Raw genomic sequence first — 23,853 nt, 5'->3', positions numbered from 1 at the left:
CGAAACGCTCCATACTGGGAAGAATGAGCGACGACACCGGAACGAGCGGGCCGTCGGCGCTGAGCGTCGAAGGCCTTCGGGTGAGTTACGGGCAGCAGTCGGCGGTCGACGGGGTGAGCTTCGAGATTGCCCGCGGGGAGATCTTCGGTCTCCTCGGCCCCAACGGAGCTGGAAAGACGAGCACGCTCAGCGCGGTCGAAGGTCTCGTTCACCCGCAGTCCGGCCGACTTCTCGTGGACGGCATCGACGCCCGGCAGCGCCCCCTGGAGGTCAAGGCTCGGCTCGGGGTGCAGCTGCAGTCGTCCAGCTTCCAAGGCGAGTTGAGCATCGAGCAGATCGCCCGGCTCTACGGCGGGTTGTACGGGGTGCGTCTGTCGCGCGATGAGATACGAGCCGGGATGCGCACCATCGGTCTCGACAAGGAGCTCGGGAAGCGGTTCAAGCAGCTCTCCGGGGGGCAGCAGCAGCGGGTCGCCCTTTACGTCGCGACCATCCACGATCCGCTCCTCCTCCTGCTAGACGAGCCCACCGCCGGACTTGACCCGCAGTCGCGCCGTGGCCTGTGGCGGCGCATCGAGCAGCTGCAGAAAGAGGGAAGCAGCATCCTGCTCACCACGCACTCCATGGAGGAGGCGCAAGCCGTCTGCGACCGGGTCGCGATCATCGATCACGGCGCGCTGCTCACCCTCGGCACACCGGCCGACCTCATCGAGAAGCATCGCGCCGATCCTCGGGTGGTCGAGGTCGCCCACGGCGATGTGACCCTCGAAGACGTCTTCATCGGTCTGACTGGAAGTGAGATCCGTGACTGAGCCGGTCTCCGTTCGTCCCCCGGTCGGCCTCGCGCTGACTTCCCTGCTGCGCGCCGACCTGACTGTTCTGCTCCGCAGCCGCGTGTCGGTTGTGTTGAGTCTGCTCCTTCCTGTCGTGATCCTGGTGGCGACCTCGCTGGGCACGTCCCAGGGCAGGCTCGGCGATCCTGCCGAGCTCATCGGACTCGCCATCACTCTCGGCCTGGTCACCTCCTGCCTTCTCGGTTACAGCCTCACACTCGCGCACGACCGGGCCGTCGGCGTGCTGCAGCGGCTCAGGGCGACGCCGGCTCCGACCTGGACCGTCATGACGAGCCGGCTCGTCGTGCAGATCGCCGCAAACCTGATCTCCTCCCTCATCGTGGTGATCGTCGGTGTCATCCTGCACGGCCTCGCGCCGACCGTCGGGCAGTACGCGCTGACCCTCGTCGTCGCGGCGCTCGGGGCGGCCGTCTTCCTCTCGATCGGCCAAGCGCTCGTCGGCCTCGTTCGCTCCGTGAGCGCGATCAATGCGATCGGCCGCATCCTGTTCATCCTGCTGGTGCTGGTCGGCATCCTTGGCAGCGCGGGCGTGCTCGGCGATCTGGTGAAATCGATCTCGGGATGGACGCCGATCGGCGCCTTGAGGACGCTCTTCTCAGACGTGCTGAACCAGGCTGCATGGAGCGCACAAGACTCGTACGCGCTGCTGGCCTGTGCCGGCTACATCATCGTGTTCGCCTTCATCGGAATCCGCTGGTTCCGCTGGGAGAGCAGCTGACCCGCGCTCGTTCCCGCTCGGGTCGTCAGCGGACCACGTCGTAGACGGCCTTGACGACCCCGTTCGAGTATGTCTCGTGCTCGACGAGTTCGAGGTTCGTCGTCTCGCCGTCAGCGAACAGCCTCCTTCCGCTGCCGAGCAGCAGCGGGAACACGAGAAGGTGGTATCGGTCGACGAGACCGGCGGCTGCAAGACCCTGGGCGAGAAGCGCGCTTCCGTGCACGAGGATGTTCCCGCCGTAGCCTTCTTTGAGTCGCGCCACCTCGTCGAGCGAACGCAGCACGGAGGAGTTGTTCCACTGCGGGTCGGTCAGCGTGCTGGAGACGATGTATTTGGGCATGGCGTTGTACGCCGCGAACTCGGGCATGCTCGGCCAGACGGGTGCGAACTCGTCGTAGCTGACGCGGCCAAGGAGCATCGCTCCGGCCTCTGCCTGCTCGCGTCCCTTCAGCTCGTACGCCGCCTCGACGAAGGGCACTTCTTTGAACGACCAGCCGGCCCGCGGATGCGGTCCGCCGCCCGGCGAGTCGATGACTCCGTCGACGGTGATGAACTCGGTCACGATGAGTGTGCGCATTCGGTAGCCTCTTGTCTGTTGGGTCCCATCATGACGTCGAACGGCAGACGCCGTTTTCGACACGGCGCCGAACTCGCGCTCCGTTCTGTGTTCAGACGACCCCTGAGGTCGTGAGAACGACGAGCCGTTGGGTCGCCCTGGTCATCGCGACGTAGCGGTCCACCGCCCCTCGATTCCGTCGCCGAAAGTCTCGGGATCGAGGAGCACGACGAGGTCGAACTCGAGTCCCTTCGACAGCTCCGGGGTCACCCAGCGCACGCGCGGGTCGAGCGGGCTCGTTCCGCGCGGGTCCGAGATCGCGATGACGCAGGCGATCCCGTCGATGTGCTCGGCACGCCACCCTGCCAGGATCGCGTCGAGCTCTGCCGTGCTGCCGTAGGTCACGGGCACGCCGCTGTGTCGAATGGAGATCGGCACATTCGCATCGGGGAGCACACGCCGGATGACCGGCTCAGCCTCCGCCATCACCTCGTCGGGCGTGCGGTAGTTGATGCTCAGGGGCGCCAGCGCGATGTGCTCAAGCCCGATTCTGGCCAACCGTTCCTGCCAGGTCTCGGTGAACCCGTGCCGAGCCTGCGCGCGATCGCCGACAATGGTGAGGCTGTGCGAGGGGCAGCGCTGGAGCAGCATCCCCCATTCGGCGTCGGTCAGCTCCTGCGCCTCATCGACGACGACGTGCGCGAACGGACCGGCGAGCAGATCGGGGTCGGCACTCGGCAGGCCGGCTTCATCGACGAGTGTGTTCTGAAAGTCCTGCCCCCGCAGCATCGACATGATGCTCATCTCGGAGTCATCCGAGGCGATGAGGTCGTCGATCACGCTGTCACGGCGCTCTTTCGCCGAGGCGAGGTCGACCTCGCGTCGGCGGGCCCGTCGCGCGGCCTCGGGGTCGCCGATCCGGAGGCGCGCAGCGTCGAGGAACGGCAGATCGGGAACGGTCCACGGTTCGCCGGCGTCGCGCTGAAGCGTGCTGAACTGCTCCGGAGCGAGCCAGGATGCGCAGCGCCGCAGGTAGGCCGGCACCATCCACAGGTCGGCGATGACGCCGGTCGGGTCGAGCAACGGCCACGCCCTGGCGAAGGTGCCCGCCAGCTCTTCATTCTGCGCCAGTGTTCGACGCAGGAGGTGCGGCGGCACCTCGTCGGTGTCGGCCTCATCGGCGAGGATGTCCAGCAAGGCCCCCCAGACAACGTCGCGGGCATCATTGTGTGGCGTTCCAGGCTCCGGCGCTGCGAACGCCTCCGCCCATTCGGTGGGCCTGAGGGGGATCTCCGCCCAGGGCGTGCTGACCGTCATCGCGACCGACGGCGGGCGTTCGTAGTATCCGACGGCCGACTCCACGATCCTCACGACATCGATCGTCGCTTTGATCCGGGCGACAGCGGCATCGGCTTCCGCAATCGCGGTGACGCCCTCGGGCACGAGATCGCGGAGTGTGCAGGTCTGCACGCTGTCTTCGCCGAGGCTGGGAAGCACGTCGCCGACATACGCGAGATAGGCAGGATGCGGTCCAACGAACAGCACACCGCCTCGTCGATGCTCCAGGCGCGGGTCGGAGTAGAGGAGGTAGGCCGTGCGGTGCAACGCGACGACGGTCTTGCCGGTGCCGGGCCCACCATCGACGACGAGGGCGCCGCGGGAGCCGGCTCTGATGATCGCATCCTGGTCGGCCTGAATGGTGGTGAGGACATCACGCATCCGCGTCGACCGGCTCGCGCCGAGACTGGCGATGAACGCGGATTGGTCGTCGAGTGCGGCCGTGCTCGCCAGGCCGGCGGGCGTGAAGACTTCGTCCCAGTAGTCGCTGATCCGGCCGCGCGTCCAGCGGTAACGCCTGCGGCTCGCCACACCCATCGGGTTCGCATGGGTCGCACCGAAGAACGGCTCGGCTGCGGGAGACCGCCAGTCCACCAGCAGTCGCTCGCCCGCGTCGTCCGTGAGGCCGAGACGTCCGATGTAGACGGGGGAGGCGCCGTCGGCGCCCACCATGCGACCCAGACAGAGATCGAGGCCGAAACGCCGGAGGGTTCGCAGCCGCGCGGTCAGGCGGTGAATCTCCAGGTCGCGATCCAGTGCCGCCTGGCCTTCATCGGCGGGGCCGCGCGTTCGATCTCCCGCTGTGCGGTCAGCTCGGCGATCGACCGGGCGAGGCTCGTCTCGATGGCGGAGAAGTGGCGCTCGTCGTCGGCGATCAGGGCCGGTGCGAGTTTGGCGGCGAGGTGGTCGGGAAGGGCGAAGGCGCTGGTCGTCGGAGTCACGATGCACGATTCTCCGCCGCGACCCGGGTCTTGTGGCAAGCCCCCATGCCCGAGGTACAGTGGAAATGCGGGCGGGTGGTTGTTTCCCGCATCGCAGATCAGGATCGCAGGAGCTCCTCTTGGCGGGCGGCCTTCTCTTCGAGAACGCCACGCTCCGCTGCGTTCGTGCACAGACGTGCGGCGCGGTGGTAGTCGTCTCGGGCTTCTGCATGCCGGTCCAGACGCGCAAGCAGTTCCGCCCGCACGGCCGGGAGCAGGTGACCGTTTCCGAGGGGTGAACGGGTGACGAGTTCGTCCACCAGTCGGAGCGCCGCCTCCGGCCCCGACGCCATCGCGACGGCGACTGCTCGGTTCAGCTCGACCACCGGCGACGGCGCGATGCGCGTCAACCCGTCGTACAGCAGCACGATACGATTCCAGTCGGTCTCCCCCACTGACGGTGCCATCGCGTGGCACTCGGCGATCGACGCCTGCAGGCCGTAGGCACCTAGACCCCTCTCGGAGGCGTTCGCCTGGCGCAGTGCTGCGCGGCCCCGCTGGATCGCCGAGCGATCCCAGCGCTGCCGATCCTGATCGTCGAGCAGCACCGGCCGTCCGCGTGCATCCACGCGGGCCGGGAATCGGGCGGCCGTCAGCTCCAGCAACGCGAGGAGGCCGAACACCTCAGGGTCGGGCACGAGTTGCACGAGGATGCGGGCCAGCCGGCGGGCCTCCTGCGCCAGCTCGTTCCGCATCCACTCGTCACCGCTGGAGGCCGACGATCCCTCGCTGAAGATGAGGTAGATAACACTCAGGACGGAGCCGAGACGCTCGGCACGCTCAGCGGGCCCGGGCACCACGAACGGCACGGCCGCGGCGGCCAAGGCCTTCTTGGCGCGGGTGATGCGCGCCTGCACGGTGGCGACCGGCACGAGGAACGCCCGGGCGATCTCCTCGCTCGTCAATCCGCCCACCACCCGCAGAGTGAGTGCGATGCGCGCCTCTCTCGAGAGCAGCGGATGGCAGGCGGTGAAAATCAGGCGCAGCACATCGTCGTCGATCGCGTCCGGATCGAACAAGGCGTCGGCACCGGGTGTCGAGCTGTCCAGATCTCGCGCGAGAAGCGCATAGCGCTCGTCACGCCCTGCACGGCGCCGGAACGAGTCGATCGCTCGCCGCCGACCGACCGCCAGCAACCAAGCGCTCGGATCGTCGGGGATGCCCGCGGTCTCCCAGCTGACGAGCGCTTCGGCCAGCGCCTCCTGCGCGACATCCTCCGCGAGTGCGAAGTCACGGGTGTAGCGGGCGAGCGCGCCGACGATGCGGGCGGATTCGATCCGCCAGAGGGCATCGACGACGCGCCGCGCCTCGCTCAAAGCTGCCCGGTCTCCTCGCGCCAGGCGCGCTCCTTCTGGATCCACTCGTTGTCCTGCGGGAACTCGTCGATGGACGGGACCCGCCGGATCTCGACCTTTGAGCCCTCGGAGTACGGCATCCGCTTCGCCCATTCGACCGCCTCCTGCTTCGAGGCCACATCGAGGATGTAATAGCCGTTGAACAGCTCCTTCGTCTCCCCGTAGGGGCCGTCGGTGACGACGGGCGCCTCTCCGGTGAAATCGACGACGACCGTCTCGCCGGGGTCTTCGAGACCTTCGGCCGCCAGCAGAACGCCGGCGCGGACGAGTTCGTCGTTGAACCGGCCCATCGCGTTGATGATCTCGGCGAAGTCGAGGCTCGCGAACTTCGCGAACGCCTCGTCGGTCGACCGCATGATCAGCATGTACTTGGACATGGTGTGCTCCTTATCTGGAGGGTGCTGTTCGACCCTCTCATCTTCAGGTCGTGCGGCGGAAGCGCAGATCGACATCGCGCGAAAAGAGTTTTCGTGCCGATGTGGGCGGGCATCGTGCCTGACGCACCCATTCGACTGTTCGTCAGCCGAGCGTGGCGCTGCTTCGCTCCGCACGGCCGACCGGCACGACGACGACCGGCCTGAGCTGGTCGCGGCTCAATGACATCGCCACCGATCCGGAGAGCCAGGCCTCCAGAGCGTGCCCAGCACCCCTCCCGTGCGTTCCGACGACGATGAGCCGCGCATCCGCTTCGGCCGCCACGCGGGCGAGCGCGTGAGCCGGGTCGCCGGCGAGGAGTCGCAACGACCAGCCTTCGGCGAGTGTCGCTCCCTGCAGTGTTTGGACGATCGCGCCCGCCAGATCGAGGGCAACGCGATCGTCGTCGGCGTCGATGTCTGTGGGGTGCAGGGATGCGGCGTCACGCAATTCGCTCCGCTCCCACTCCGTGAGGTAGCTGTCGAGGGCTACGAAGGCACAGAGCAGGGGCGTGCCGAGGCTCCCCGCGAGGTGAGCCGCTTCGCGCACGACGGCCGTGTCTTGGCCGGGGTAGACGCCGACGAGGACAGGTCCGGCGCGGAGCGGAACATCCATTCCTCATTGTCCGTCGCCGGGTTCACTGCTGGCAAGAGAGCCCGGCTCAGGCGGGCTGCGCTCCCGAGATGTTCACCAGCCAGGAGACGCCGAAACGGTCGAGGCCCATCCCGAAGCTGTCGCCCCACGGCGCCTTCGACAGCGGTTCGACGACCGTGCCGTCTTCCATCAGGGCGTGGAAGTATCCGCTGAGCCGAGGCTCGTCGTCTCCGCTCAGCGAGAGGGAGATCGAGCTGCCCGCGGCGAGCTCCATGTGGTCGGGCACGTCGGCGGCCATGATGGTGAAGCCGGTGTCGGTCGTGAGCACGGAATGCATCACGTTGTCGGCGATCGCCGGGTCGTCGTTCATGCCGAGATCGGCGAATGTGCTGATGTCGAGCGTGCCGCCGAAGACCGTCTGGTAGAAAGTCATCACTTCCCGGGTGCGCGCACGGAAGTTGAGATACGGGTTGAGCAGCGTCGCCATGATCTTCTCCTCAGGGTGGATTCGATCTCAGAGTAGCGGGGCGCTACCGGATGCACGAGTGCAGATTTCAGCGTCGGTACGCGCCGACGATCAACGCACCCCGGATCTCTTCCAACCGCTCCACGAGCTCGGCGAGAAGCTTGTCCGTGACACCGGAGGCGACGATGTCGAACGGGCCGATCGGGACGAGTCGTCCGCAACGGATGCGGACGACCTCCCATCCGACAGCGCGGAGCAGCCTGTCTTTGCGCCGATCGACGGCCTCGCGCCTGCCGGTGTGTTCCAGCCCATCCCGCCCCATCGTGTCGTATTCGATGGCGACGCGGAGTTCGGGAACGATGACGTCCGGCCACACCTCGAGGTGGGTGAAGAACGGTCGCGACACCCGCACGGCGTTATCGCTCAGAGTCACCTCAAGCCTCTTCCCCAGACGCTGACGCAACTCGGATTCGGCGGCCGACGACGGTTTCGGCGCCCACCCGCTGACGAACGCATCTCCGGGCGCGACGGCGGCGGCCCCCGCGGCCGCGTGGTGGCAGGTGGGGCAGCGGACGCCGCTGAGGATGCGCTCGACGGTTGCCTGAAACGAGGGATGCGCCTCGGCGCACTGCCAGCTGTGACGTCGTGCGCTGCCGTTCTCCCCCGCGACCGCCTCGCGCGACTGCGGCGTGGCCAGCGCGATCAGCTCGTCACGGGTGATCCTGGACGAGTCCAGGCGGCGGCAGAGGGCGCAACGGTCGTCACCGGGATCGTCGTCGAGACGACGAGGGTCCCGCGGATGGCCGCAGCCGAACCGCTCGACCGGAGTCGGGGCCGGCACCGGCGCGCGCCTCGGCCGGGCGAGCTCGGCGCACTCCGGGCACCACGTCGAGCGTCGGCGTGAGCCGCCGGGGCGGGCTCGCTGCTCGGTCGGTGTCGCCACGAACCGATGGCCTGTCGCGCACTCCCACACCAGGTAGACGTCGGCGGCCGGAGGCACCTGGCTGAGCATGAGTCCGTGGTTCAGGTCGGGGTGGTACTGCCTGACCAGTACGGGGAACCGCTGCCAGTCGTCGCGGTAGCGTCCGATCGGGTACGGCACATCGACGTCTTTGGACCAGCGTCGTCGCGCCCACCACGCCTCGACGCTCTCCGGCACGAACACGCTCCCGTCCGCGGACACGAGGACGTCCGCACCGGCCACAGGCTAGCCGGAGCCACCGTCACCGCTCTCAGTCGGCGCTGTTCAGCAGCGCCAGTGTCTGGCGGGCGACGGCGCGTTCGATGTCGTCGGGCACGCGCTGCGGTCCGGCGACAAGAGAATCCGTCCCCGTCGCGACACGCTCGAGGGAACGGGCTTGCAGGGTGAAACCGAGGTCCATCGACTCGATCGAGTTCCCCTTCGGCGCTGTCCCGGCAAGGTTGTACATCCGGCCGTCGGCGAGGAGGACGACCCTCCGGCCCGAGGGCAGCTCCAGCTCTTCGATAGCTGTGGCCACGGTGGTGGAGCGCACAGCGTGACTCCGCAGGGCGGGAACGTCGATCTCCCAGGGGAAGTGACCGATATTGGCCAGCACGACGCCGTCTTCGAACAGATCGAAGACCTTCTCGGTCACGACGCCCGGTCGCCCGGTCGCCGTGATCACCACATCCGCCCACCCGGCGAGCTCGCCGAGGGAGCCGACGCGATAACCGTCGAAGGCCGCCTCGAAAGCCTTGAGTTCATCCACCTCGACGACGGCGACCTTGCCGCCGAGAGCGCGGAGGTACTGGGCGACACCGCGTCCGCACCAGCCATAGCCCGCCACCGCGAAACGGCGACCCGGCACCTGCAGGTTGGTGATGCGCATGAAGCTCTCGACCGCGCTCTGCCCGACGGCATGCCGGTTCTCGGCGATAGCCTTCAACGGGCTGTCATTGATCACGATCACCGGGAACGGGATGCGTCCGGCGTACTCCTCGCGCAGGCGGAAGCCGCCGGAGGTCGTCTCCTCCGTACCGCCGACGATCGTGTCGGCAAGGCCGCGGTCTGCCACGATCGCCGCCAGATCGGCGCCGTTGTCGAGCAGGATGTCGGGCTTCCGATCGATCGTCCGCTCCAGGTTGCGGCGGTGCTCGTCCAGGGTCTCATCGCGGTGCCCGAACAGCTCGATCCCGTTGCGTTCAAGGGCGGCGACGATATCGTCCTGAGTGGAGCCGTGGTTGCCCGTGCCGACGACATGCGCTCCCCCGGCAGCGAGTGTCTCCAATAGCACCGCCGTCTTCGGCTCGGAGTGGAGGGCGACACCGATCGTGAGACCGTCGAACGGCCGGCTCTCGGCGAACTCCGTGCGGATGGCCGCGAGGGAGCGCATCCTCGAACGGATCCAGCCGAGTCTCTGCTCGCCGGCCTCCGCCAAGCCCGCCCGTACCCCCGGTGCCTTCATGACGTCGTTCATTACTCTCCCTCGGTGGAACTCATTTCATGTATAAAACCTAGTTTCACACACGAATGCGCCTTTCGGGTGAGAGGGGACACCGATGTGTGAAGCCGGGAGGTTGTGGACGCCGTCCGCATCTGCGTCGCTTCGGCATTCGGCATTCGGCGCGACGCTTGTCAGCGAGGTGCGCGTCATAGAGGGGTGCGGGCGAAAGACATCCGTCGTGCAGAAATCAACAGCTCGCCGTCGCCGTCGACCCCGTCACGCCCTCCAGGAACGACTCCGAACAATCGCAACCCGCTCAGTCGCACTGCTCCGCGCCGGCACCGCCATCGCAGGCCTCATCAGGCGCGAGGACACACGGTCGTCAACAACGTTCCGGCCAGCAACACCTAGAGTGCGCCGAGACGGGAGGTGATGAGAGAGGCCGCCGCCTCCGCCTGCACCAGCACCGCCTGCGGATCGAGTTCACTGAACGACGTCGCAACGTAGGGCACCGTGAGCGCAGCGACGGCTCTCCCCTCGCCCGATCGCACGGGAAGCGCCAGGTCGACGATTCCCGGTTGCCGCTGGTCGGCGATCTCGAGGTGCCCCTGATCGACGGCCAACTTCATCCGTTGCGCCAGCTCGTCACGCGACGAAGGGATCGTCTCCGCGCTGAGCAGATCGTCCCGCATGCGCTCGGACGCGAACGCTGCGAGTACTGCGCCCGTCGCCGTCGATCCGACCGGGAAGGCAGCTCCGACGCGCACATGGAAACCGAATTCGGCTGGGCTCTCCACTTGCAGCACGACCCGTAGCCGCCCGCCATCCAGCACGGCGAGGTTGCAGGACTGCCGCACAGAGTCGGCCAGCCGGTTCATCGGATCCTCTGCCGCCTGGAGCAGCGCACGGAGCGGCGGTTGCCGGTGCGCCAGATCGAAGAGCCTCATGGTGAGCGAATAGAGACCGGAGGCTTCGTCGCGCAGCACGTAGCCGCGCCGCTCCAGGGTCTGCAGCAGCCTGAAGATCTCCCCCACCGACCGCCCGAGCAGCCCGGCGATCGTTGTCTGCGACAGGGGTGCGCTCTGCTCCGCCAGCAGCTCGAGGATGTCGAGCGACTTGTCCAGAGCGGGCGCGGTGTACTCCGGAGACATGCTGCTCACCCTATCGCCGTATCGCGCGAGCAGTGGCGTGAGATAGCTGTACTTCAGATCGCCAAGGATCCCGACGCATACGCAAGCCTCGGCAGCCTGACGGGGCGGCAGCCGTGATGTCTGCCTCCGCATCGATTCGCCGCGGCTCCTGCTAGAACAGACACAATCGTTCAGCCCGCCCAGGTCTTCTCGTGCGGGCTGGATCTCTTTTCGGGGGGACTCACTCCGACGTGACACTGTCGGTCAAGCCGTTCGCAACGATCATCATGACGCGCCAAGCCGAAACTGACCCTGACCAGGTGATTCCTTCGACGCCGTCTTGTCGGGGATCGCTGAACTCAGTGGGCCCTGCCGGGATCGAACCGACGACATCCACGGTGTAAACGTGGCGCTCTACCAGCTGAGCTAAAGGCCCTTCGTCGCGAAAGCGACGTGTTCCAGCTTATCGGGCTGTGACGTGGCTGAGGTCGACATTCCAGTTCGCGAGTCCTCCGGCGGGCAGATGCCAGACATACTCGTTCTTCAGTTTTGCTCCGTCGCCCTCGAACGGGCCGGCCCGGAACCCGTAGAAGGCGATGGTGGGCAGGGTTCCGTCCGGTGCGGTGAGGATCGCGTTGTGGAAGTCGCCGTTCATCCGTCTCAGTTCGCGGACGACATGCTCGCGGTACCTCTGGTGGTCGAGTGCCTCCCGCGCGGTGGCGGCCTCGGTCAGTTGCAGCGCGATATGCAGCTGACGGTGGCCATTGTCATCCTCGTAGCTGATCAGCCGGTGGTTCTCGACGGCCTCGAGCAGGTCGGGGTCGCCGTAGATGACGTCGCGGAGCGCGTCCGGTGCCACCACAGCGCCGTTGTAGTCGACCGAGAGATCGCTTCGCCCGTAGTGGAACAGCAGCGGGAGGTCGAGAAACTGTTGGCCGATCACGTTCTGGTGCCCGAGCTCGCGCAGGATCGGGGTGACCTCGCGCAACCGCATGACATGACCGCGGTCGTGGATGTTGTAGCGGATGCGCGGGTTGATGTTCTGCTTGCGCACGATGGTGACCACGAGTTCACCCGCGCTATTGGTCTCGATGAGGTAGTCGTACGGGTTGAACTGGAACACCATCGGGAGCACGCCGTACTCCTCCTGGCGGGTGATCCTCGCCGCCAGTCGGCGGTCGGATGCGATCGCGCGGCGCAGCTCGACCGTGTAATCGGTCTCGATGGCCACGTTGATCTCCAGGTCGCTCGCGCCGTAGGAGCCGAATGCACTGTGCGCATAGCGGAGGATGTGTCCGCGCATGTTCTCGCTGATGCCTTCGCCTCCGAACGCCGCCACGATGTCGTACTCCGACCAGTCGATGCGGTCGTCTTCGAACAGGGCTTTCAAGAAGGGCGGGTAGCTCAGAATGATGTAGGTGAAGCCGGTGCCGAACTCCTTCATCGTCGCGATGATCTTGTTGCGATCCGGTCCGATCGATTTCATCATCGTCACCTCGGTGAGCGAGGTGCTGACGTTCATGCCGGTGGCCCAGGCGCCGAGCGAGAAGGCGTTGAGCACGAAGGGCTGTTTGCGCAGCGAGTTCGCGGTGCGCGCGAACCCCACCTGCAGCAGCTGCCGCGTGGCCAGCCGCTCGTCCTTTCCCCGCACCCAGCTGGTCGGCGTTCCGGAACTGCCCGACGACTCGTCGACGACGACCCCGTGCCGGGGCAGCGTACCTCCCAGGCTGCGCTCGGGGATGGACCACCGTTTGATGTAGCTGTCTTTGTCCATCTCCGGAATCGTCGCGAACGCTTCCGCGAGCCGGCCCCGGAACGAGAGTTTCGCGAGAGCGCCCCGTTCGGCCAGGAAGGCTCGATAGGCCGGTACGCGGCGTGCAGCCAACTCGAACGTGCGCCACGCACGCCACCGTCCGAGTAGCCAGCGGAACGGTTCGATGCCCGGCCCGAGCAGCACCTTGTGGGTGTGGACGCTGTGGGTGAAGAGACGCACGAAGCCGTCCTGCGCCCAGACGAACCCGAAGATCAATGCCTTCTTCATGACGCTGCCCCCATCAGCATCGCGGCGGCGGGGCGACGGTGGGCGACAGGAGGGCGGCTGCTGTGACCGAAGCGGAAGAGCATCCAGGCCATCCGACCGTCGCTCTCGTCGGCGTCGACTGCTGACACGAACGCGCTATGCGATGAGGGGTTCGTGATCACCGTTCCGAACGGATGCAATGAGACGCCGTCCCGGGTCAGCCGGAGCCAGAGCCGCAGGAAGGTGCGGCCGGCCTCGATGTAGTCGGCTGGGCCGGAGAAGGGGCCCTCCAGCCAGCCGAGTTGTCGCACGCCGCGCATGGTGTTGAGGTACGTCGCCCGGATGAGGCCGCCGATGACCGGCGCCCGCCAGAGCTCTCGATGGCTCATGGCGAACCGGAGGACCGCGCCCGGCAGGAGCATCGCCTCGGCGCTGAGCCCGTCCCCTCGCACGCGTGCCTCCTGCCGGCTGAACCGCAGCCAGGTCATGATCTCGCCGTAGACGGCGTCGTTCTGCAGGTCGGAGAACAGGGTCGACTGGTTGATACGAACCAGTTCGCGCACCGTCGCGGCATCGGCGGTCGTCCTGAAGGTGTTGTGGCCGGCCGACGCCACCGTCGCGGCGGACTCGATCACCGCATCCGGCACCAGCGTGGCGTCGTAGGGGCGACGGGAGGTCTGCCGGCGGAGGAACACGGCGAGGCGCGAGCGATCCTCCGGGGTCACGGGCCGGCGGATCAGCGAGACCGTGCCGAGGGGATGCAGTCGATCGGCGCTCGAGAAGTCCATCTCACTGTGTTCGAGCACCTCCGACACGTCGAAACCGTGGCCGGCGGCCACCGTGTGCAGCCCCTCCAGGAACACGCCCGCGCAGACGTGGCCGAAGGGGATCCCGAACGACTCGGCCGGAAGTCCGAGGTCGAGGTCGTAAAAGATCTCCGCGGTCGCCTCGTCGAGCGGTCGCAGCTTGATCGGCTGAGAGTTGTGCGGCGATGGATACTGGCGGGCATCGTCGACGATGGCCGCCCATGGATTGTTCGGGTCTCCCATGGGCAGTCACGCTAGCGAACGCGCGTAGGCCTCCGCGTCCGTGACAGCACGGTGATGATGTCGACGGCGATCAGCCGACGTGGGCCGGAAGCAGCTCCAGTGCGGCGCGGTAAGCCTCAAGCGATCGTGCCTCGCCCGGCGCGGTGATGAAGGAGGCTCGGATGATCCCGGATTCGTCGATCACGAATGTCGCGCGGTTCGCGAACCCCTTCTCGGGAAGGAACACGCCGTACTCTTTGGCGATCTCGCCGTGCGGCCAGAAGTCGGCGAGCAGCGTGAAGTCGTAGCCCTCCTGCTCCGCCCAGGCACGCAGCGTGAACTTGGAGTCCACCGAGATGCCGATGAGTTCGACCGAGTGGTCTTTGAAGAGGGCGAGGTTGTCGCGCAGGGCGCACAGCTCCCCCGTGCAGGTTCCCGAGAACGCCAGCGGGAAGAAGACGAGGGCGACGGCGCGTCTGCCGCGGAAGTCACTCAGCCGGACGGTTTCGCCGAACTGGGAGAGCAACTCGAAATCGGGTGCCTGGGTGTCGTTCTCCAGAGCCATGGGGTCGGATCCTTTCAGCGCGCGGGATGCGAGTTCCGCACCGACGCACGAGCACACAGCATAGACCCGCTTGCCTGGCCTACCAAAGGGCGCCGTCAGCCGGACGGTCTTCACCCCGCCCGGAGTGAGGCTAGGCTTGCGGATGGTGCCTTCGCCCTTGTCGTGACCCGACAGTGAATCGCACCTCTCACGATCTGTCCCACACAAGAAAGAGGTCGAGGGTGACTGTAAACGACCAGGACCCGTACTCGGTGAATAACATCGATTCGGACCCGGAGGAAACCGCCGAATGGCAGGAATCCCTCGACGCACTGGTTGCGGCCCATGGTCACGAGCGTGCTCGTGAAATCATGCTGAGCCTGCTGAAGCGCTCCAAAGAACTGCACCTCGGTGTGCCGATGGTTCCGACCACCGACTACATCAACACCATCTCTCCCGACAACGAGCCGGAGTTCCCCGGCGACGAGGACATCGAGCGCCGTTACCGCGCCTGGATCCGCTGGAACGCGGCGATCCTCGTGCACCGGGCGCAGCGTCCGGGCATCGCGGTCGGCGGTCACATCTCGACGTATGCGTCGAGCGCCGCTCTCTACGAGGTCGGGTTCAACCACTTCTTCCGCGGCCAGGACCACCCGGGTGGTGGAGACCAGATCTTCATCCAGGGCCACGCCTCCCCCGGTACGTACGCGCGCGCTTTCCTCGAGGGCCGGCTCAGCGCCGATCAGCTCGACGGTTTCCGCCAGGAGAAGTCGCACGCCGGTGGCGGGCTCTCCTCCTACCCGCACCCGCGCCTGATGCCGGAGTTCTGGCAGTTCCCGACCGTGTCGATGGGTCTCGGCCCGATCAACGCGATCTACCAGGCGCAGGCCAACCGGTATCTCACCAACCGCGGTATCAGGGATGCCAGCGACCAGCACGTCTGGGCGTTCCTCGGCGACGGCGAAATGGACGAGGTGGAGAGCCGCGGACAGCTGCAGGTCGCCGCGAATGAGAAGCTCGACAACCTCACTTTCGTGATCAACGCGAACCTCCAGCGTCTCGACGGCCCGGTGCGCGGAAACGGCAAGATCATCCAGGAGCTGGAGAGCTACTTCCGCGGCGCCGGCTGGAACGTCATCAAGGTCATCTGGGGCCGCGAGTGGGATGATCTGCTCGCCCGCGACACCGACGGTGCGCTGGTGAACCTGATGAACCAGACGCCGGACGGCGACTACCAGACGTATAAGACCGAGAACGGCGCCTATGTGCGCGAGAACTTCTTCGGCCGCGACCCGCGCACGCTGGAGCTCGTCAAGGATTACAGCGACGACGAGGTCTGGAACCTGAAGCGCGGCGGCCACGACTACCGCAAGGTCTACGCCGCGTTCAAGGCGGCCGTGGAGCACAAAGGCCAGCCGACCGTCATCATCGCCAAGACCATCAAGGGATACGGTCTGGGGCCGAGCTTCGAGGGGCGCAATGCGACCCACCAGATGAAGAAGATGACGCTCGACAACCTGAAGACGTTCCGTGACGCCATGCGCATCCCGGTCAGCGACGCTCAACTCGAAGAGAACCCGTACCTGCCGCCGTACTACAACCCCGGCGCTCAGGACGAGGCCATCCAGTACCTGCACGAGCGCCGCCGCGCTCTCGGGGGCTACGTTCCCGAACGGCGCAGCAAGTACACGCAGCTGAACCTGCCGGACGACTCGGCGTACGCGATCTCGAAGAAGGGCTCCGGCACGCAGGAGATCGCCACCACCATGGCGTTCGTACGGTTGCTGAAAGATCTGCTCCGTTCCAAGGACTTCGGCCACCGCATCGTGCCGATCATCCCGGATGAGGCCCGCACCTTCGGCATGGACGCGTTCTTCCCGAACGCGAAGATCTACAACCCGAACGGCCAGCACTACACCTCGGTCGACCGTGAGCTCCTCCTGGCCTACAAGGAGAGCCCGCAAGGCCAGATCATCCACGTCGGCATCAACGAGGCCGGCGCCGCAGCCGCGTTCACCAACATCGGAACGACGTACGCCACCCAGGGCGAGCCTCTCATCCCGGTCTACGTCTTCTACTCTATGTTCGGGTTCCAGCGCACCGGCGACGCCCTGTGGGCGGCCGGCGATCAGATGGCGCGCGGGTTCATGATCGGCGCGACCGCAGGGCGGACCACGCTCACGGGCGAGGGTCTGCAGCACGCCGACGGTCACTCGCCTCTGCTGGCGTCGACCAACCCGGCTGTCGTCGCCTACGACCCGGCCTACGGTTACGAGATCGGCCACATCGTGCGTGCCGGCCTTGAGCGCATGTACGGCGGGAACCACCCTGATCCGAACGTCATGTACTACCTCACGGTCTACAACGAGCCGATCGTGCAGCCGGCCGAGCCGGAGGGTGTGGATGTGGACGGCATCGTCCGCGGCATCTACAAGCTCCGCGCCTCCGACGCTCCGGGGCCGAAGGCCCAGTTGCTCGCCTCGGGCGTGTCAGTGCCGTGGGCACTCGAAGCGCAGCACCTGCTCGCTCAGGACTGGGGCGTGTCGGCGGATGTGTGGAGTGTCACCTCGTGGGGCGAGCTCCGCCGCGATGGCCTGGCGGCGGAGGAGCACAACTTCCTCTACCCGCAGCAGGAGAAGCAGGTGCCGTATGTCACCCGCACGCTGCAGGGTGCCGAAGGCCCGTTCGTTGCGACGACGGACTACATGCACGCCGTGCCCGACCAGATCCGGCAGTTCGTCCCCGGCGAGTTCGCGACGCTCGGTGCCGACAGCTTCGGCTTCTCGGACACCCGGCCCGCTGCGCGCCGGTTCTTCAAGATCGACGGCCCGTCCCTCGTGGTCCGCACCCTCGAGCTGCTCGCAGCTCAGGGCAGGGTCGACCCGAACGCTCCGGCCTGGGCGATCGAGAAGTACCTGCTGCACGACGTGAATGCCGGCACCACCGGTTCCGCCGGCGGCGAGAGCTGACACGCGGGCGAGGCTCCTCGTGCCAAGTACGCCCGTGACGAAAGCGGACACCGTGAACAGAGCGGCGGCGGCGAAGACGAAGGCCGACACCCTCGTGTGGCTCCGGAAGATCTCCGGGGAACTCGCCACCGCCACTCTGAAACGGCTTGAAGACACCCTGCCGTGGTATCGCGACATGCCTCCCGGGCGGCGGTCCGCGGTCGGGCTTGTCGCGCAGGCCGGCATCTCCTCGTTCATCTCCTGGTTCGACGACCCCCGCTCGACACCGTGGATCGCGGCCGATGTCTTCGGCGCGGCCCCGCGCGAGCTGCTGCGCTCGGTGAGTCTGCAGCAGACGTTGCAGCTCATCAAGGTGACGGTCGAGGTCGTCGAGGATCGCGTGAAGAACGGCGGCGAGCCGTTGCGGGAAGCCATCCTGCTCTACTCGCGCGAGATCGCTTTCGGTGCGGCCGACGTCTACGCTCGCGCCGCCGAGGCCCGCGGGCTGTGGGATGCGCGGCTCGAAGCCCTCGTAGTCGACAGCATCCTCACCGGCGAGTACGACGATGAGCTGCCCAGCCGCATTGCCGCGCTCGGGTGGCACGGTCACGGCGAGGTGAGCGTGCTCGTGGGCACCGCGCCCAAGATGCTCGATGTCGATCAGTTGCGGCGCACCGCTCGGCACATGTCGGCGGATGTGCTCATCGGCGTGCAAGGCAGCCGACTCGTTCTGGTGATCGGTCGTGCCTGGCCGAGCAATGCCGCGCCCGAGGAGAGCATCGGAGCCACCCCGGTGGTCAGCTTTCTGGAGATCGCCGCCCAGCTGGAGCCCGGCTTCGGCGCGGGGCATCTTGTGCTCGGCCACGAAGTGACAAGCCTCGTTGACGCCTCCAAGAGCGCGAAAGCGGCTCTCGCCGGATTCGCCGTCGCGAAGGCCTGGCGCAACTGCCCCCGACCGGTGCACGCCGACGATCTGCTTCCCGAGCGCGCGCTCGCCGGCGACGGACTCGCCCGTGCCACTCTGATCAATCGCATCTACCGCCCGCTCCAGGCGCATTCCACCGAACTGCTCACGACGCTGTGGTGCTATCTCGACAACGGCCGCTCCCTCGAGGCGACGGCTCGCGAGCTCTTCGTGCACCCGAACACCGTTCGCTACCGATTGAAGCGCGTCTCTGAGGTGATCGGCTGGGACGCCACCGGTGCCCGGGAGGCGTTGATCCTGCAAGCGGCGCTGATCGTCGGCTCGATCAACGAGCCGGACGCCCCGCGGCGGTGACCCGCATGGTCGATTCGCTGCCCGGCGGCAACATGAACGTCATTCACCGCGACGGCGACACGGTGCGCCGTATCGCCGGGCCCTGGACGCCGACCGTTCACCGCTATCTGGCATACATCGCTCGCAACGGCGTCGATTGGGCGCCCCGGCCGAAGGGCATCGAGGGCGACCGCGAAGTGCTGTCGTTCATCGAGGGAACGGTGCCGGTCTACCCGCTGCCGGAGTGGGTCTGGGCCGACAGCATCGCGGTGGAGGGAGCCAGGCGCCTCCGCCAGCTCCACGATGCGTCGATCGGGTTCGGGCTCGACGGCGCGATCTGGCAGTCGCCCACCAAGGTTCCGGCCGAGGTGATCTGCCACAACGACTTCTCTCCGCACAATCTCGCTTTCCGCGACGGCGAGTTCTTCGGCGCGATCGACTTCGACATGTGCTCGCCCGGTCCTCGGCTCTGGGACATCGCCTATTTTGCGACCCGCGTCGTGCCACTGACCGGTGAGGCGCCCCCGGGCGCCCCCGGCTGGAACGAGATCGGCCGACGGCTCGACCTCATCCTCGCCGCCTACGGCTCGGTGTCGAGTCGCGGCGACGTGGTGCGGCTCGCGATCACGCGGCTTCACGACCTCGCCGAGCATTCGGTGCGCAAGGCGGAAGAGCTGGGCAAGCCGGCGCTTCGCGACGACGCTGAGTACTACGAGCGCGAGGCCGTCGCCGTCGGCCGTTTGCTCACCGATCCCCAATTTGAAGCAAACTGACAAAGCTTCTCTGATTACTTCGTACTCAACCGACACATCCGCTCAGCGGAGGATTGGCAGACTAGAACCCGTGATTGTGATCGTGTGCCCGGGACAGGGCTCCCAGACCCCCGGATTCCTCGAACCCTGGCTCAGCGAAGACTCCTTCCGCGATCAGCTGACCGGCATCTCGGATGCGGTCGGCATCGACCTCGTCGCACACGGCACGGTCAGCGACGCCGAAACGATCCGCGACACGGCTGTGGCTCAGCCGCTCATCGTCGCAGCCGGGCTGCTCACGCTCTCCGCTCTGCTCGCTGACGGCCGACGTGACCGCATCGGAGGAATCGCCGGTCACTCGGTGGGCGAACTGACGGCGGCCGCCGGCGCGGGCATCCTCAGCGAGACGGATGCCGTCGCCTTCGTGCGTGAGCGCGGCGCCGCCATGGCCCGCGCTGCCGCCGAAACCCCGACCGGGATGAGCGCCGTGATCGGCGCCGACGAGGCGGAGCTGCTGGCCCTCCTCGACCAGCTGGGTCTCTCCCCCGCCAACTTCAACGGCGGCGGGCAGATCGTCGTCGCCGGTGCCCTCGACGCGCTTGCCCAGCTGGGCGAGAACCCGCCCGCGCGTGCGCGGGTCATCCCCCTGCAGGTAGCGGGCGCGTTCCACACACGCTTCATGCAGCCCGCCGTCGCCCACCTCCGCGATTTCGCGGGTACGCTCACGGCGGCCGACCCGACACTGCCGATCTGGACCAACAGAGACGGCTCCCGAGTCGCCTCCGGCGTCGAGTTCGTCGACCTCCTCGTCGGCCAGGTCTCCTCGCCCGTCCGCTGGGATCTCAGCATGGAGGCGTTCCAGTCCGCGGGCGTCACCGGCATCATCGAATTGGCGCCCGCCGGCGCCCTCGTCGGTTTGGCCAAGCGCGGGCTCAAGGGTGTTCCCAGCGTCGCCATCAAGACACCGGACGATCTGCCCGCCGCGTTCGACCTCATCGACCAGACCGCCTAAGGAGCACGGATGACCCACCCCACGCTGCAGCAGGCCCATGGCCCGCAGTACACCCGCATCCTGTCCGTCGGGGCCGCCCGCGGCGACCTCATCGTGCCGAACGACGACCTCGTCGGGCCGATCAACTCCTCGGATGAATGGATCCGCCAGCGCACCGGCATCATCACCCGCACTCGGGCCAGCCATGATCTGCTTGCCGTCGACCTCGCCACCGAGGCCTCGCGCGAGGCGATCGAGAAGTCCGGCGTCGACCCCGAGCTCATCGATGCGGTGATCGTCGCCACGATCAGCAATTCCCGGCAGACCCCGTCGCTGGCCGCTGTGCTGGCCGATCGGGTCGGCGCCAACCCTGCCGCCGCCTACGACATCAACGCTGCCTGCGCCGGCTACACCTACGGCATCGCGCAGGCGGATGCGCTCATCCGCACCGGCGTAGCCCACTACGTTCTCGTGGTCGGAGCCGAGAAGCTCTCCGACATCGTCGAGCCCACCGACCGGACGATCTCGTTCCTTCTCGGTGACGGCGCCGGCGCCGTCGTGGTCGGGCCGAGCGAGTACCCGGGCATCTCCAAGACGATCTGGGGCTCCGACGGCTCCAAGGCCGACGCCGTCGGCATGGACGGAACGCTCGTCGACTTCCGCGACGGCGTCGCGGCGTGGCCAACGCTTCGACAGGAAGGCCAGACCGTCTTCCGCTGGGCCGTCTGGGAGATGGCCAAGGTCGCGAAGCAGGCGCTGGATGCGGCCGGCGTGACGGGCGACCAGCTGGCCGCGTTCATTCCGCATCAGGCCAATATGCGCATCGTCGACGAGTTCGCCAAGCAGCTCAAACTGCCCGAATCCGTGGCGATCGCACGGGACATCGAGACGACGGGTAACACCTCGGCGGCCTCGATCCCCCTCGCGACACACCGCCTGCTGCAGGAGAATCCGGAGCTCAGCGGCGGCCTCGCACTGCAGATCGGCTTCGGCGCCGGACTGGTGTTCGGCGCGCAGGTCGTCGTGCTGCCCTAAACTGTTCAACGGTCAAACGACACCCCCTCAAGGAGAAAACACATGGCATTGTCCACCGAAGAAGTTCTTGCCGGCCTGGCCGAGCTCATCAACGACGAGACCGGCATCGCGACCGACACGGTTGAGCTGGGCAAGTCGTTCACCGACGACCTCGACATCGACTCCATCTCGATGATGACCATCGTGGTCAACGCCGAGGACAAGTTCGACGTGAAGATCCCCGACGAAGAGGTCAAGAACCTCAAGACCGTCGGCGACGCCGTCGAGTTCATCGTCAAGGCCCAGGCCTAAGCACCCGCAAGAAGAATCTTCCTTCGCGGTTGCGGCCGGCTCGGCATCTCCGGGCCGGCCCATCCCGCGATCGAGGGCGCCTTCCGCGCCCCCGCGTTCCTCACCAACGGAGAAGTGTTGTTATGACCAAGAAGATCGTCGTCACCGGTATCGGCGCCTCGTCGCCGCTCGGTGGTACCGCCCCGGAGAGCTGGGAGGCTCTTCTCGCGGGTGTCTCCGGCGCTCGCACCCTCGAGCACGATTGGGTTGCCGAGTACGAGTTGCCCGTGACGTTCGCCGCTGAGGCGAAGGTTCGACCGGAGGCCGTTCTCGAACGTCCCGTGGCGAAGCGCCTCGACCCGTCCAGCCAGTTCGCCCTCATCTCGGCGATGGAGGCCTGGGCCGACGCCGGCTCGCCCGATGTCGCCCCCGAACGTCTCGGGGTCGACTACGCGACGGGCATCGGCGGCCTGTGGACGCTGCTCGACGCCTGGGACACTCTCCGTGAACGCGGACCGCGTCGCGTCATGCCGCTGACCGTGCCCATGCTGATGCCGAACGCGGCGTCCGCGGCCGTGTCGATGCACTTCGAGGCCCGGGCGTTCGCGCACACCGTCGCATCGGCGTGCGCGTCGAGCACCGAATCCCTCGTGAACGCATACACCCACCTGCAGGCGGGTCTGGCCGATGTGGTGATCGCCGGTGGAACCGAGTCGGCCATCCACCCGATCACGATGGCGGCATTCTCGTCGATGCAGGCTCTGTCGCGCCGCAACGATGACCCGGCCACCGCATCGCGGCCGTACAGCGTCGACCGTGACGGTTTCGTGATGGGTGAGGGAGCGGCCAGCCTCGTGCTCGAGACCGAAGAGCACGCCCTGGCGCGCGGCGCCAAGATCTACGCCGAGATCGTCGGAGGCGGCGTCACGGCCGACTCGTACCACATCACGGCCAACGACCCCGAGGGCCGGGGGGCCATCCGGGCGGTGAATCTCGCGCTCGGACAGGCAGGTGCCATTCCCGACGAGGTCACGCACATCAACGCGCACGCGACAAGCACCCCGGTCGGCGACCCGGCCGAGTACACCGCGCTTCGTGCGGTCTTCGGCGAACGGATCAGCGACATCCCGGTGTCGGCCACCAAAGCCTCCACCGGTCACCTGCTCGGCGGAACGGGCGCACTCGAAGCTGTCTTCACGATCCTCGCCCTTCGCGACCGGATCGCCCCGCCCACGATCAACATCTCCGAACTCGACCCTGCGATCTCGCTCTCCGTCTCGGGCGAGGCGCAGCCGCTCGGCAGCGGACCTCAACTCGCGATCAGCAACTCGTTCGGCTTCGGCGGCCACAACGCCGTCGTGGCGATCCGTTCGGTCTGATCGTTCGACGACAACGACGAGAAGACCCCGACCGGTTCCCCGGTCGGGGTCTTCTCGTTTCACCGCGTGCGGGCGGCAGCGCGTGATGCCTGATCCTGCCCGCCGCGGGAGTGTCGGGGCGGCTCAGCCGACCTTGTGCAACCACACCACCGAGTTGACGTCGCTCGCGTGCCGGAACGGCTCGAGCTCATCGTCCCACGCCTGGCCGAGCGCCAGACGCAGTTCGCGGTGCAGCTCGACAGCGTTCGCTCCGGCGATCTCCATCGCGTAGCGCACCCGGTCTTCGGGGACGACCATGTTGCCGGCGGTGTCGGTCTGGGCGAAGAAGATTCCGAGGTCGGGCGTGTGCATCCATCGGCCCCCGTCGGTTCCGAGGCCGGCGTCTTCCGTCACCTCGAACCGCAGGTGCTCCCAGCCGCGGAGGGCAGAGGCGATCGAGGCACCGGTCCCCTGCGGACCCTCCCAGAAGTATTCGGAGCGCTGGGCGCCCTTCAGCACCGGCTGTGCCTCCCAGCTGAAGTTCACGGCACGACCGATCGCGCGGCCCGCCGCCCACTCGATGTGGGGGCAGAGCGCGCCAGGTGAGGAGTGCACGTAGAGCACTCCCCGAGCTGCGTGTGCTGCCATGGTTTCCTCCATTCGATTCGGTACGTCTTCCCCAACGACCAATCGAGATGAAAACCACGGGCACGGTATGAAATTGGATCGGCACATCGGCCGACGATTTGAATTATGCCCTAGAACCCCGCGAAGTTACAAGATTGTGATTCGGCGGTTCACGAGGCGTGTCGCGCCGGCGGAGGAATAGCATACTGAGT

General features: G+C 67.0%; 23 protein-coding genes and 1 tRNA gene. 9 read left to right on the top strand and 15 right to left on the bottom strand.

The genetic code is table 11. The features are described from left to right. The first annotated feature begins 23 nt into the window (after positions 1-23). Both K5L49_RS02755 and K5L49_RS02750 read left to right on the top strand, forming a co-directional pair. A complete protein-coding gene (locus K5L49_RS02755; RefSeq protein ID WP_223690492.1) occupies positions 24-812 on the top strand; it encodes an ABC transporter ATP-binding protein in 789 nt (262 codons plus the stop codon). Further along, positions 805-1,572: an ABC transporter permease gene (locus K5L49_RS02750; protein ID WP_223690491.1), complete on the top strand. Its 768-nt coding sequence runs from the start codon at positions 805-807 to the stop codon at positions 1,570-1,572. The genes K5L49_RS02755 and K5L49_RS02750 overlap by 8 nt, the downstream gene beginning before the upstream one ends. Before the next feature lie 25 nt (positions 1,573-1,597). Here the strand turns inward: K5L49_RS02750 and K5L49_RS02745 are convergent, their stop codons facing one another. The 14 genes from K5L49_RS02745 to K5L49_RS02685 form a co-directional block, all read right to left on the bottom strand. After that, positions 1,598-2,149 carry a dihydrofolate reductase family protein gene (locus K5L49_RS02745; protein ID WP_223690490.1) on the bottom strand — a complete coding sequence of 184 codons (552 nt, stop codon included), beginning with the start codon at positions 2,147-2,149 and terminating at the stop codon, positions 1,598-1,600. A 141-nt stretch (positions 2,150-2,290) separates the two neighbouring features. Beyond that, a complete protein-coding gene (gene helR / locus K5L49_RS02740; RefSeq protein WP_308116573.1) occupies positions 2,291-4,204 on the bottom strand; it encodes an RNA polymerase recycling motor ATPase HelR in 1,914 nt (637 codons plus the stop codon). Beyond that, the gene (locus tag K5L49_RS20365; RefSeq protein WP_308116581.1) at positions 4,192-4,407 is read right to left on the bottom strand and encodes a hypothetical protein; all 216 of its coding nucleotides are present in this window, start codon (positions 4,405-4,407) and stop codon (positions 4,192-4,194) included. The genes helR and K5L49_RS20365 overlap by 13 nt, the downstream gene beginning before the upstream one ends. Before the next feature lie 98 nt (positions 4,408-4,505). After that, entirely contained in the window at positions 4,506-5,762 is a 1,257-nt protein-coding gene (locus K5L49_RS02735) for an RNA polymerase sigma factor (protein WP_223690489.1), read from the bottom strand. Next, the gene (locus K5L49_RS02730) at positions 5,759-6,178 is read right to left on the bottom strand and encodes a YciI family protein (RefSeq protein WP_223690488.1); all 420 of its coding nucleotides are present in this window, start codon (positions 6,176-6,178) and stop codon (positions 5,759-5,761) included. Before K5L49_RS02730 ends, K5L49_RS02735 begins: the two co-directional genes overlap by 4 nt. A gap of 142 nt (positions 6,179-6,320) precedes the next feature. Further along, positions 6,321-6,830, bottom strand: coding sequence for a universal stress protein (locus K5L49_RS02725; protein WP_223690487.1), 510 nt, complete (start codon positions 6,828-6,830; stop codon positions 6,321-6,323). Between the two features lie 46 nt (positions 6,831-6,876). After that, positions 6,877-7,296 (bottom strand): VOC family protein, encoded by a 420-nt coding sequence (locus K5L49_RS02720; protein ID WP_223690486.1) that lies wholly within the window; start codon positions 7,294-7,296, stop codon positions 6,877-6,879. Between the two features lie 67 nt (positions 7,297-7,363). Continuing rightward, complete coding sequence (locus tag K5L49_RS02715) at positions 7,364-8,458, bottom strand: zinc-ribbon domain-containing protein (RefSeq protein WP_223690485.1); 1,095 nt, start codon at positions 8,456-8,458, stop codon at positions 7,364-7,366. Positions 8,459-8,507: 49 nt separating this feature from the next. Beyond that, a complete protein-coding gene (locus tag K5L49_RS02710; RefSeq protein WP_223690484.1) occupies positions 8,508-9,713 on the bottom strand; it encodes an adenosylhomocysteinase in 1,206 nt (401 codons plus the stop codon). A gap of 374 nt (positions 9,714-10,087) precedes the next feature. Beyond that, a complete protein-coding gene (locus K5L49_RS02705) occupies positions 10,088-10,831 on the bottom strand; it encodes an IclR family transcriptional regulator (protein WP_223690483.1) in 744 nt (247 codons plus the stop codon). Positions 10,832-11,173: 342 nt separating this feature from the next. Further along, positions 11,174-11,246, bottom strand: a tRNA-Val gene (locus K5L49_RS02700). A gap of 27 nt (positions 11,247-11,273) precedes the next feature. Beyond that, the gene (locus K5L49_RS02695; protein WP_223690482.1) at positions 11,274-12,851 is read right to left on the bottom strand and encodes a CoF synthetase; all 1,578 of its coding nucleotides are present in this window, start codon (positions 12,849-12,851) and stop codon (positions 11,274-11,276) included. Next, complete coding sequence (locus tag K5L49_RS02690) at positions 12,848-13,879, bottom strand: hypothetical protein (RefSeq protein ID WP_223690481.1); 1,032 nt, start codon at positions 13,877-13,879, stop codon at positions 12,848-12,850. Before K5L49_RS02690 ends, K5L49_RS02695 begins: the two co-directional genes overlap by 4 nt. Positions 13,880-13,949: 70 nt before the next feature. Continuing rightward, positions 13,950-14,423: a peroxiredoxin gene (locus K5L49_RS02685; protein WP_223690480.1), complete on the bottom strand. Its 474-nt coding sequence runs from the start codon at positions 14,421-14,423 to the stop codon at positions 13,950-13,952. A 221-nt stretch (positions 14,424-14,644) separates the two neighbouring features. On the opposite strand from K5L49_RS02685, the gene aceE reads away from it, so the two are divergent. The 7 genes from aceE (at position 14,645) to K5L49_RS02650 (ending at position 23,035) form a co-directional block, all read left to right on the top strand. After that, entirely contained in the window at positions 14,645-17,371 is a 2,727-nt protein-coding gene (gene aceE, locus K5L49_RS02680; protein WP_223690479.1) for a pyruvate dehydrogenase (acetyl-transferring), homodimeric type, read from the top strand. Next, the gene (locus K5L49_RS02675; RefSeq protein ID WP_263298801.1) at positions 17,334-18,629 is read left to right on the top strand and encodes a PucR family transcriptional regulator; all 1,296 of its coding nucleotides are present in this window, start codon (positions 17,334-17,336) and stop codon (positions 18,627-18,629) included. Before aceE ends, K5L49_RS02675 begins: the two co-directional genes overlap by 38 nt. A gap of 5 nt (positions 18,630-18,634) precedes the next feature. Then, a complete protein-coding gene (locus K5L49_RS02670; protein WP_223690477.1) occupies positions 18,635-19,381 on the top strand; it encodes a phosphotransferase in 747 nt (248 codons plus the stop codon). A 70-nt stretch (positions 19,382-19,451) separates the two neighbouring features. Next, a complete protein-coding gene (locus K5L49_RS02665) occupies positions 19,452-20,372 on the top strand; it encodes an ACP S-malonyltransferase (protein ID WP_223690476.1) in 921 nt (306 codons plus the stop codon). 9 nt (positions 20,373-20,381) lie between these two features. Continuing rightward, a complete protein-coding gene (locus tag K5L49_RS02660; protein WP_223690475.1) occupies positions 20,382-21,386 on the top strand; it encodes a beta-ketoacyl-ACP synthase III in 1,005 nt (334 codons plus the stop codon). 42 nt (positions 21,387-21,428) lie between these two features. Next, positions 21,429-21,677 carry an acyl carrier protein gene (locus tag K5L49_RS02655; RefSeq protein ID WP_055893767.1) on the top strand — a complete coding sequence of 83 codons (249 nt, stop codon included), beginning with the start codon at positions 21,429-21,431 and terminating at the stop codon, positions 21,675-21,677. Between the two features lie 122 nt (positions 21,678-21,799). Then, a complete protein-coding gene (locus K5L49_RS02650) occupies positions 21,800-23,035 on the top strand; it encodes a beta-ketoacyl-[acyl-carrier-protein] synthase family protein (RefSeq protein ID WP_223690474.1) in 1,236 nt (411 codons plus the stop codon). Between the two features lie 123 nt (positions 23,036-23,158). Here the strand turns inward: K5L49_RS02650 and K5L49_RS02645 are convergent, their stop codons facing one another. After that, positions 23,159-23,662, bottom strand: coding sequence for a DUF3145 domain-containing protein (locus tag K5L49_RS02645; RefSeq protein WP_223690473.1), 504 nt, complete (start codon positions 23,660-23,662; stop codon positions 23,159-23,161). Positions 23,663-23,853: the final 191 nt, after the last annotated feature.

This window comes from Leifsonia poae, assembly GCF_020009625.1.
GTDB classification, from domain to species: domain Bacteria; phylum Actinomycetota; class Actinomycetes; order Actinomycetales; family Microbacteriaceae; genus Leifsonia; species Leifsonia poae_A.
The sequence above is the reverse complement of the archived record's forward strand: the minus strand, read 5'-3'. Positions and strand labels throughout refer to the sequence as shown.

What these genes read in the sequence shown, in the direction of transcription:
- K5L49_RS02755 (WP_223690492.1), top strand. Translation starts at nt 24, where the DNA reads ATGAGCGACGACACCGGAACGAGCGGGCCGTCGGCGCTGAGCGTCGAA.
- K5L49_RS02745 (WP_223690490.1), bottom strand. Translation starts at nt 2,149, where the DNA reads ATGCGCACACTCATCGTGACCGAGTTCATCACCGTCGACGGAGTCATC.
- K5L49_RS02730 (WP_223690488.1), bottom strand. Translation starts at nt 6,178, where the DNA reads ATGTCCAAGTACATGCTGATCATGCGGTCGACCGACGAGGCGTTCGCG.
- K5L49_RS02725 (WP_223690487.1), bottom strand. Translation starts at nt 6,830, where the DNA reads ATGGATGTTCCGCTCCGCGCCGGACCTGTCCTCGTCGGCGTCTACCCC.
- K5L49_RS02720 (WP_223690486.1), bottom strand. Translation starts at nt 7,296, where the DNA reads ATGGCGACGCTGCTCAACCCGTATCTCAACTTCCGTGCGCGCACCCGG.
- K5L49_RS02710 (WP_223690484.1), bottom strand. Translation starts at nt 9,713, where the DNA reads ATGAACGACGTCATGAAGGCACCGGGGGTACGGGCGGGCTTGGCGGAG.
- K5L49_RS02705 (WP_223690483.1), bottom strand. Translation starts at nt 10,831, where the DNA reads ATGTCTCCGGAGTACACCGCGCCCGCTCTGGACAAGTCGCTCGACATC.
- K5L49_RS02695 (WP_223690482.1), bottom strand. Translation starts at nt 12,851, where the DNA reads ATGAAGAAGGCATTGATCTTCGGGTTCGTCTGGGCGCAGGACGGCTTC.
- K5L49_RS02690 (WP_223690481.1), bottom strand. Translation starts at nt 13,879, where the DNA reads ATGGGAGACCCGAACAATCCATGGGCGGCCATCGTCGACGATGCCCGC.
- K5L49_RS02685 (WP_223690480.1), bottom strand. Translation starts at nt 14,423, where the DNA reads ATGGCTCTGGAGAACGACACCCAGGCACCCGATTTCGAGTTGCTCTCC.
- K5L49_RS02675 (WP_263298801.1), top strand. Translation starts at nt 17,334, where the DNA reads ATGCCGGCACCACCGGTTCCGCCGGCGGCGAGAGCTGACACGCGGGCG.
- K5L49_RS02670 (WP_223690477.1), top strand. Translation starts at nt 18,635, where the DNA reads ATGGTCGATTCGCTGCCCGGCGGCAACATGAACGTCATTCACCGCGAC.
- K5L49_RS02660 (WP_223690475.1), top strand. Translation starts at nt 20,382, where the DNA reads ATGACCCACCCCACGCTGCAGCAGGCCCATGGCCCGCAGTACACCCGC.
- K5L49_RS02655 (WP_055893767.1), top strand. Translation starts at nt 21,429, where the DNA reads ATGGCATTGTCCACCGAAGAAGTTCTTGCCGGCCTGGCCGAGCTCATC.
- K5L49_RS02650 (WP_223690474.1), top strand. Translation starts at nt 21,800, where the DNA reads ATGACCAAGAAGATCGTCGTCACCGGTATCGGCGCCTCGTCGCCGCTC.
- K5L49_RS02645 (WP_223690473.1), bottom strand. Translation starts at nt 23,662, where the DNA reads ATGGCAGCACACGCAGCTCGGGGAGTGCTCTACGTGCACTCCTCACCT.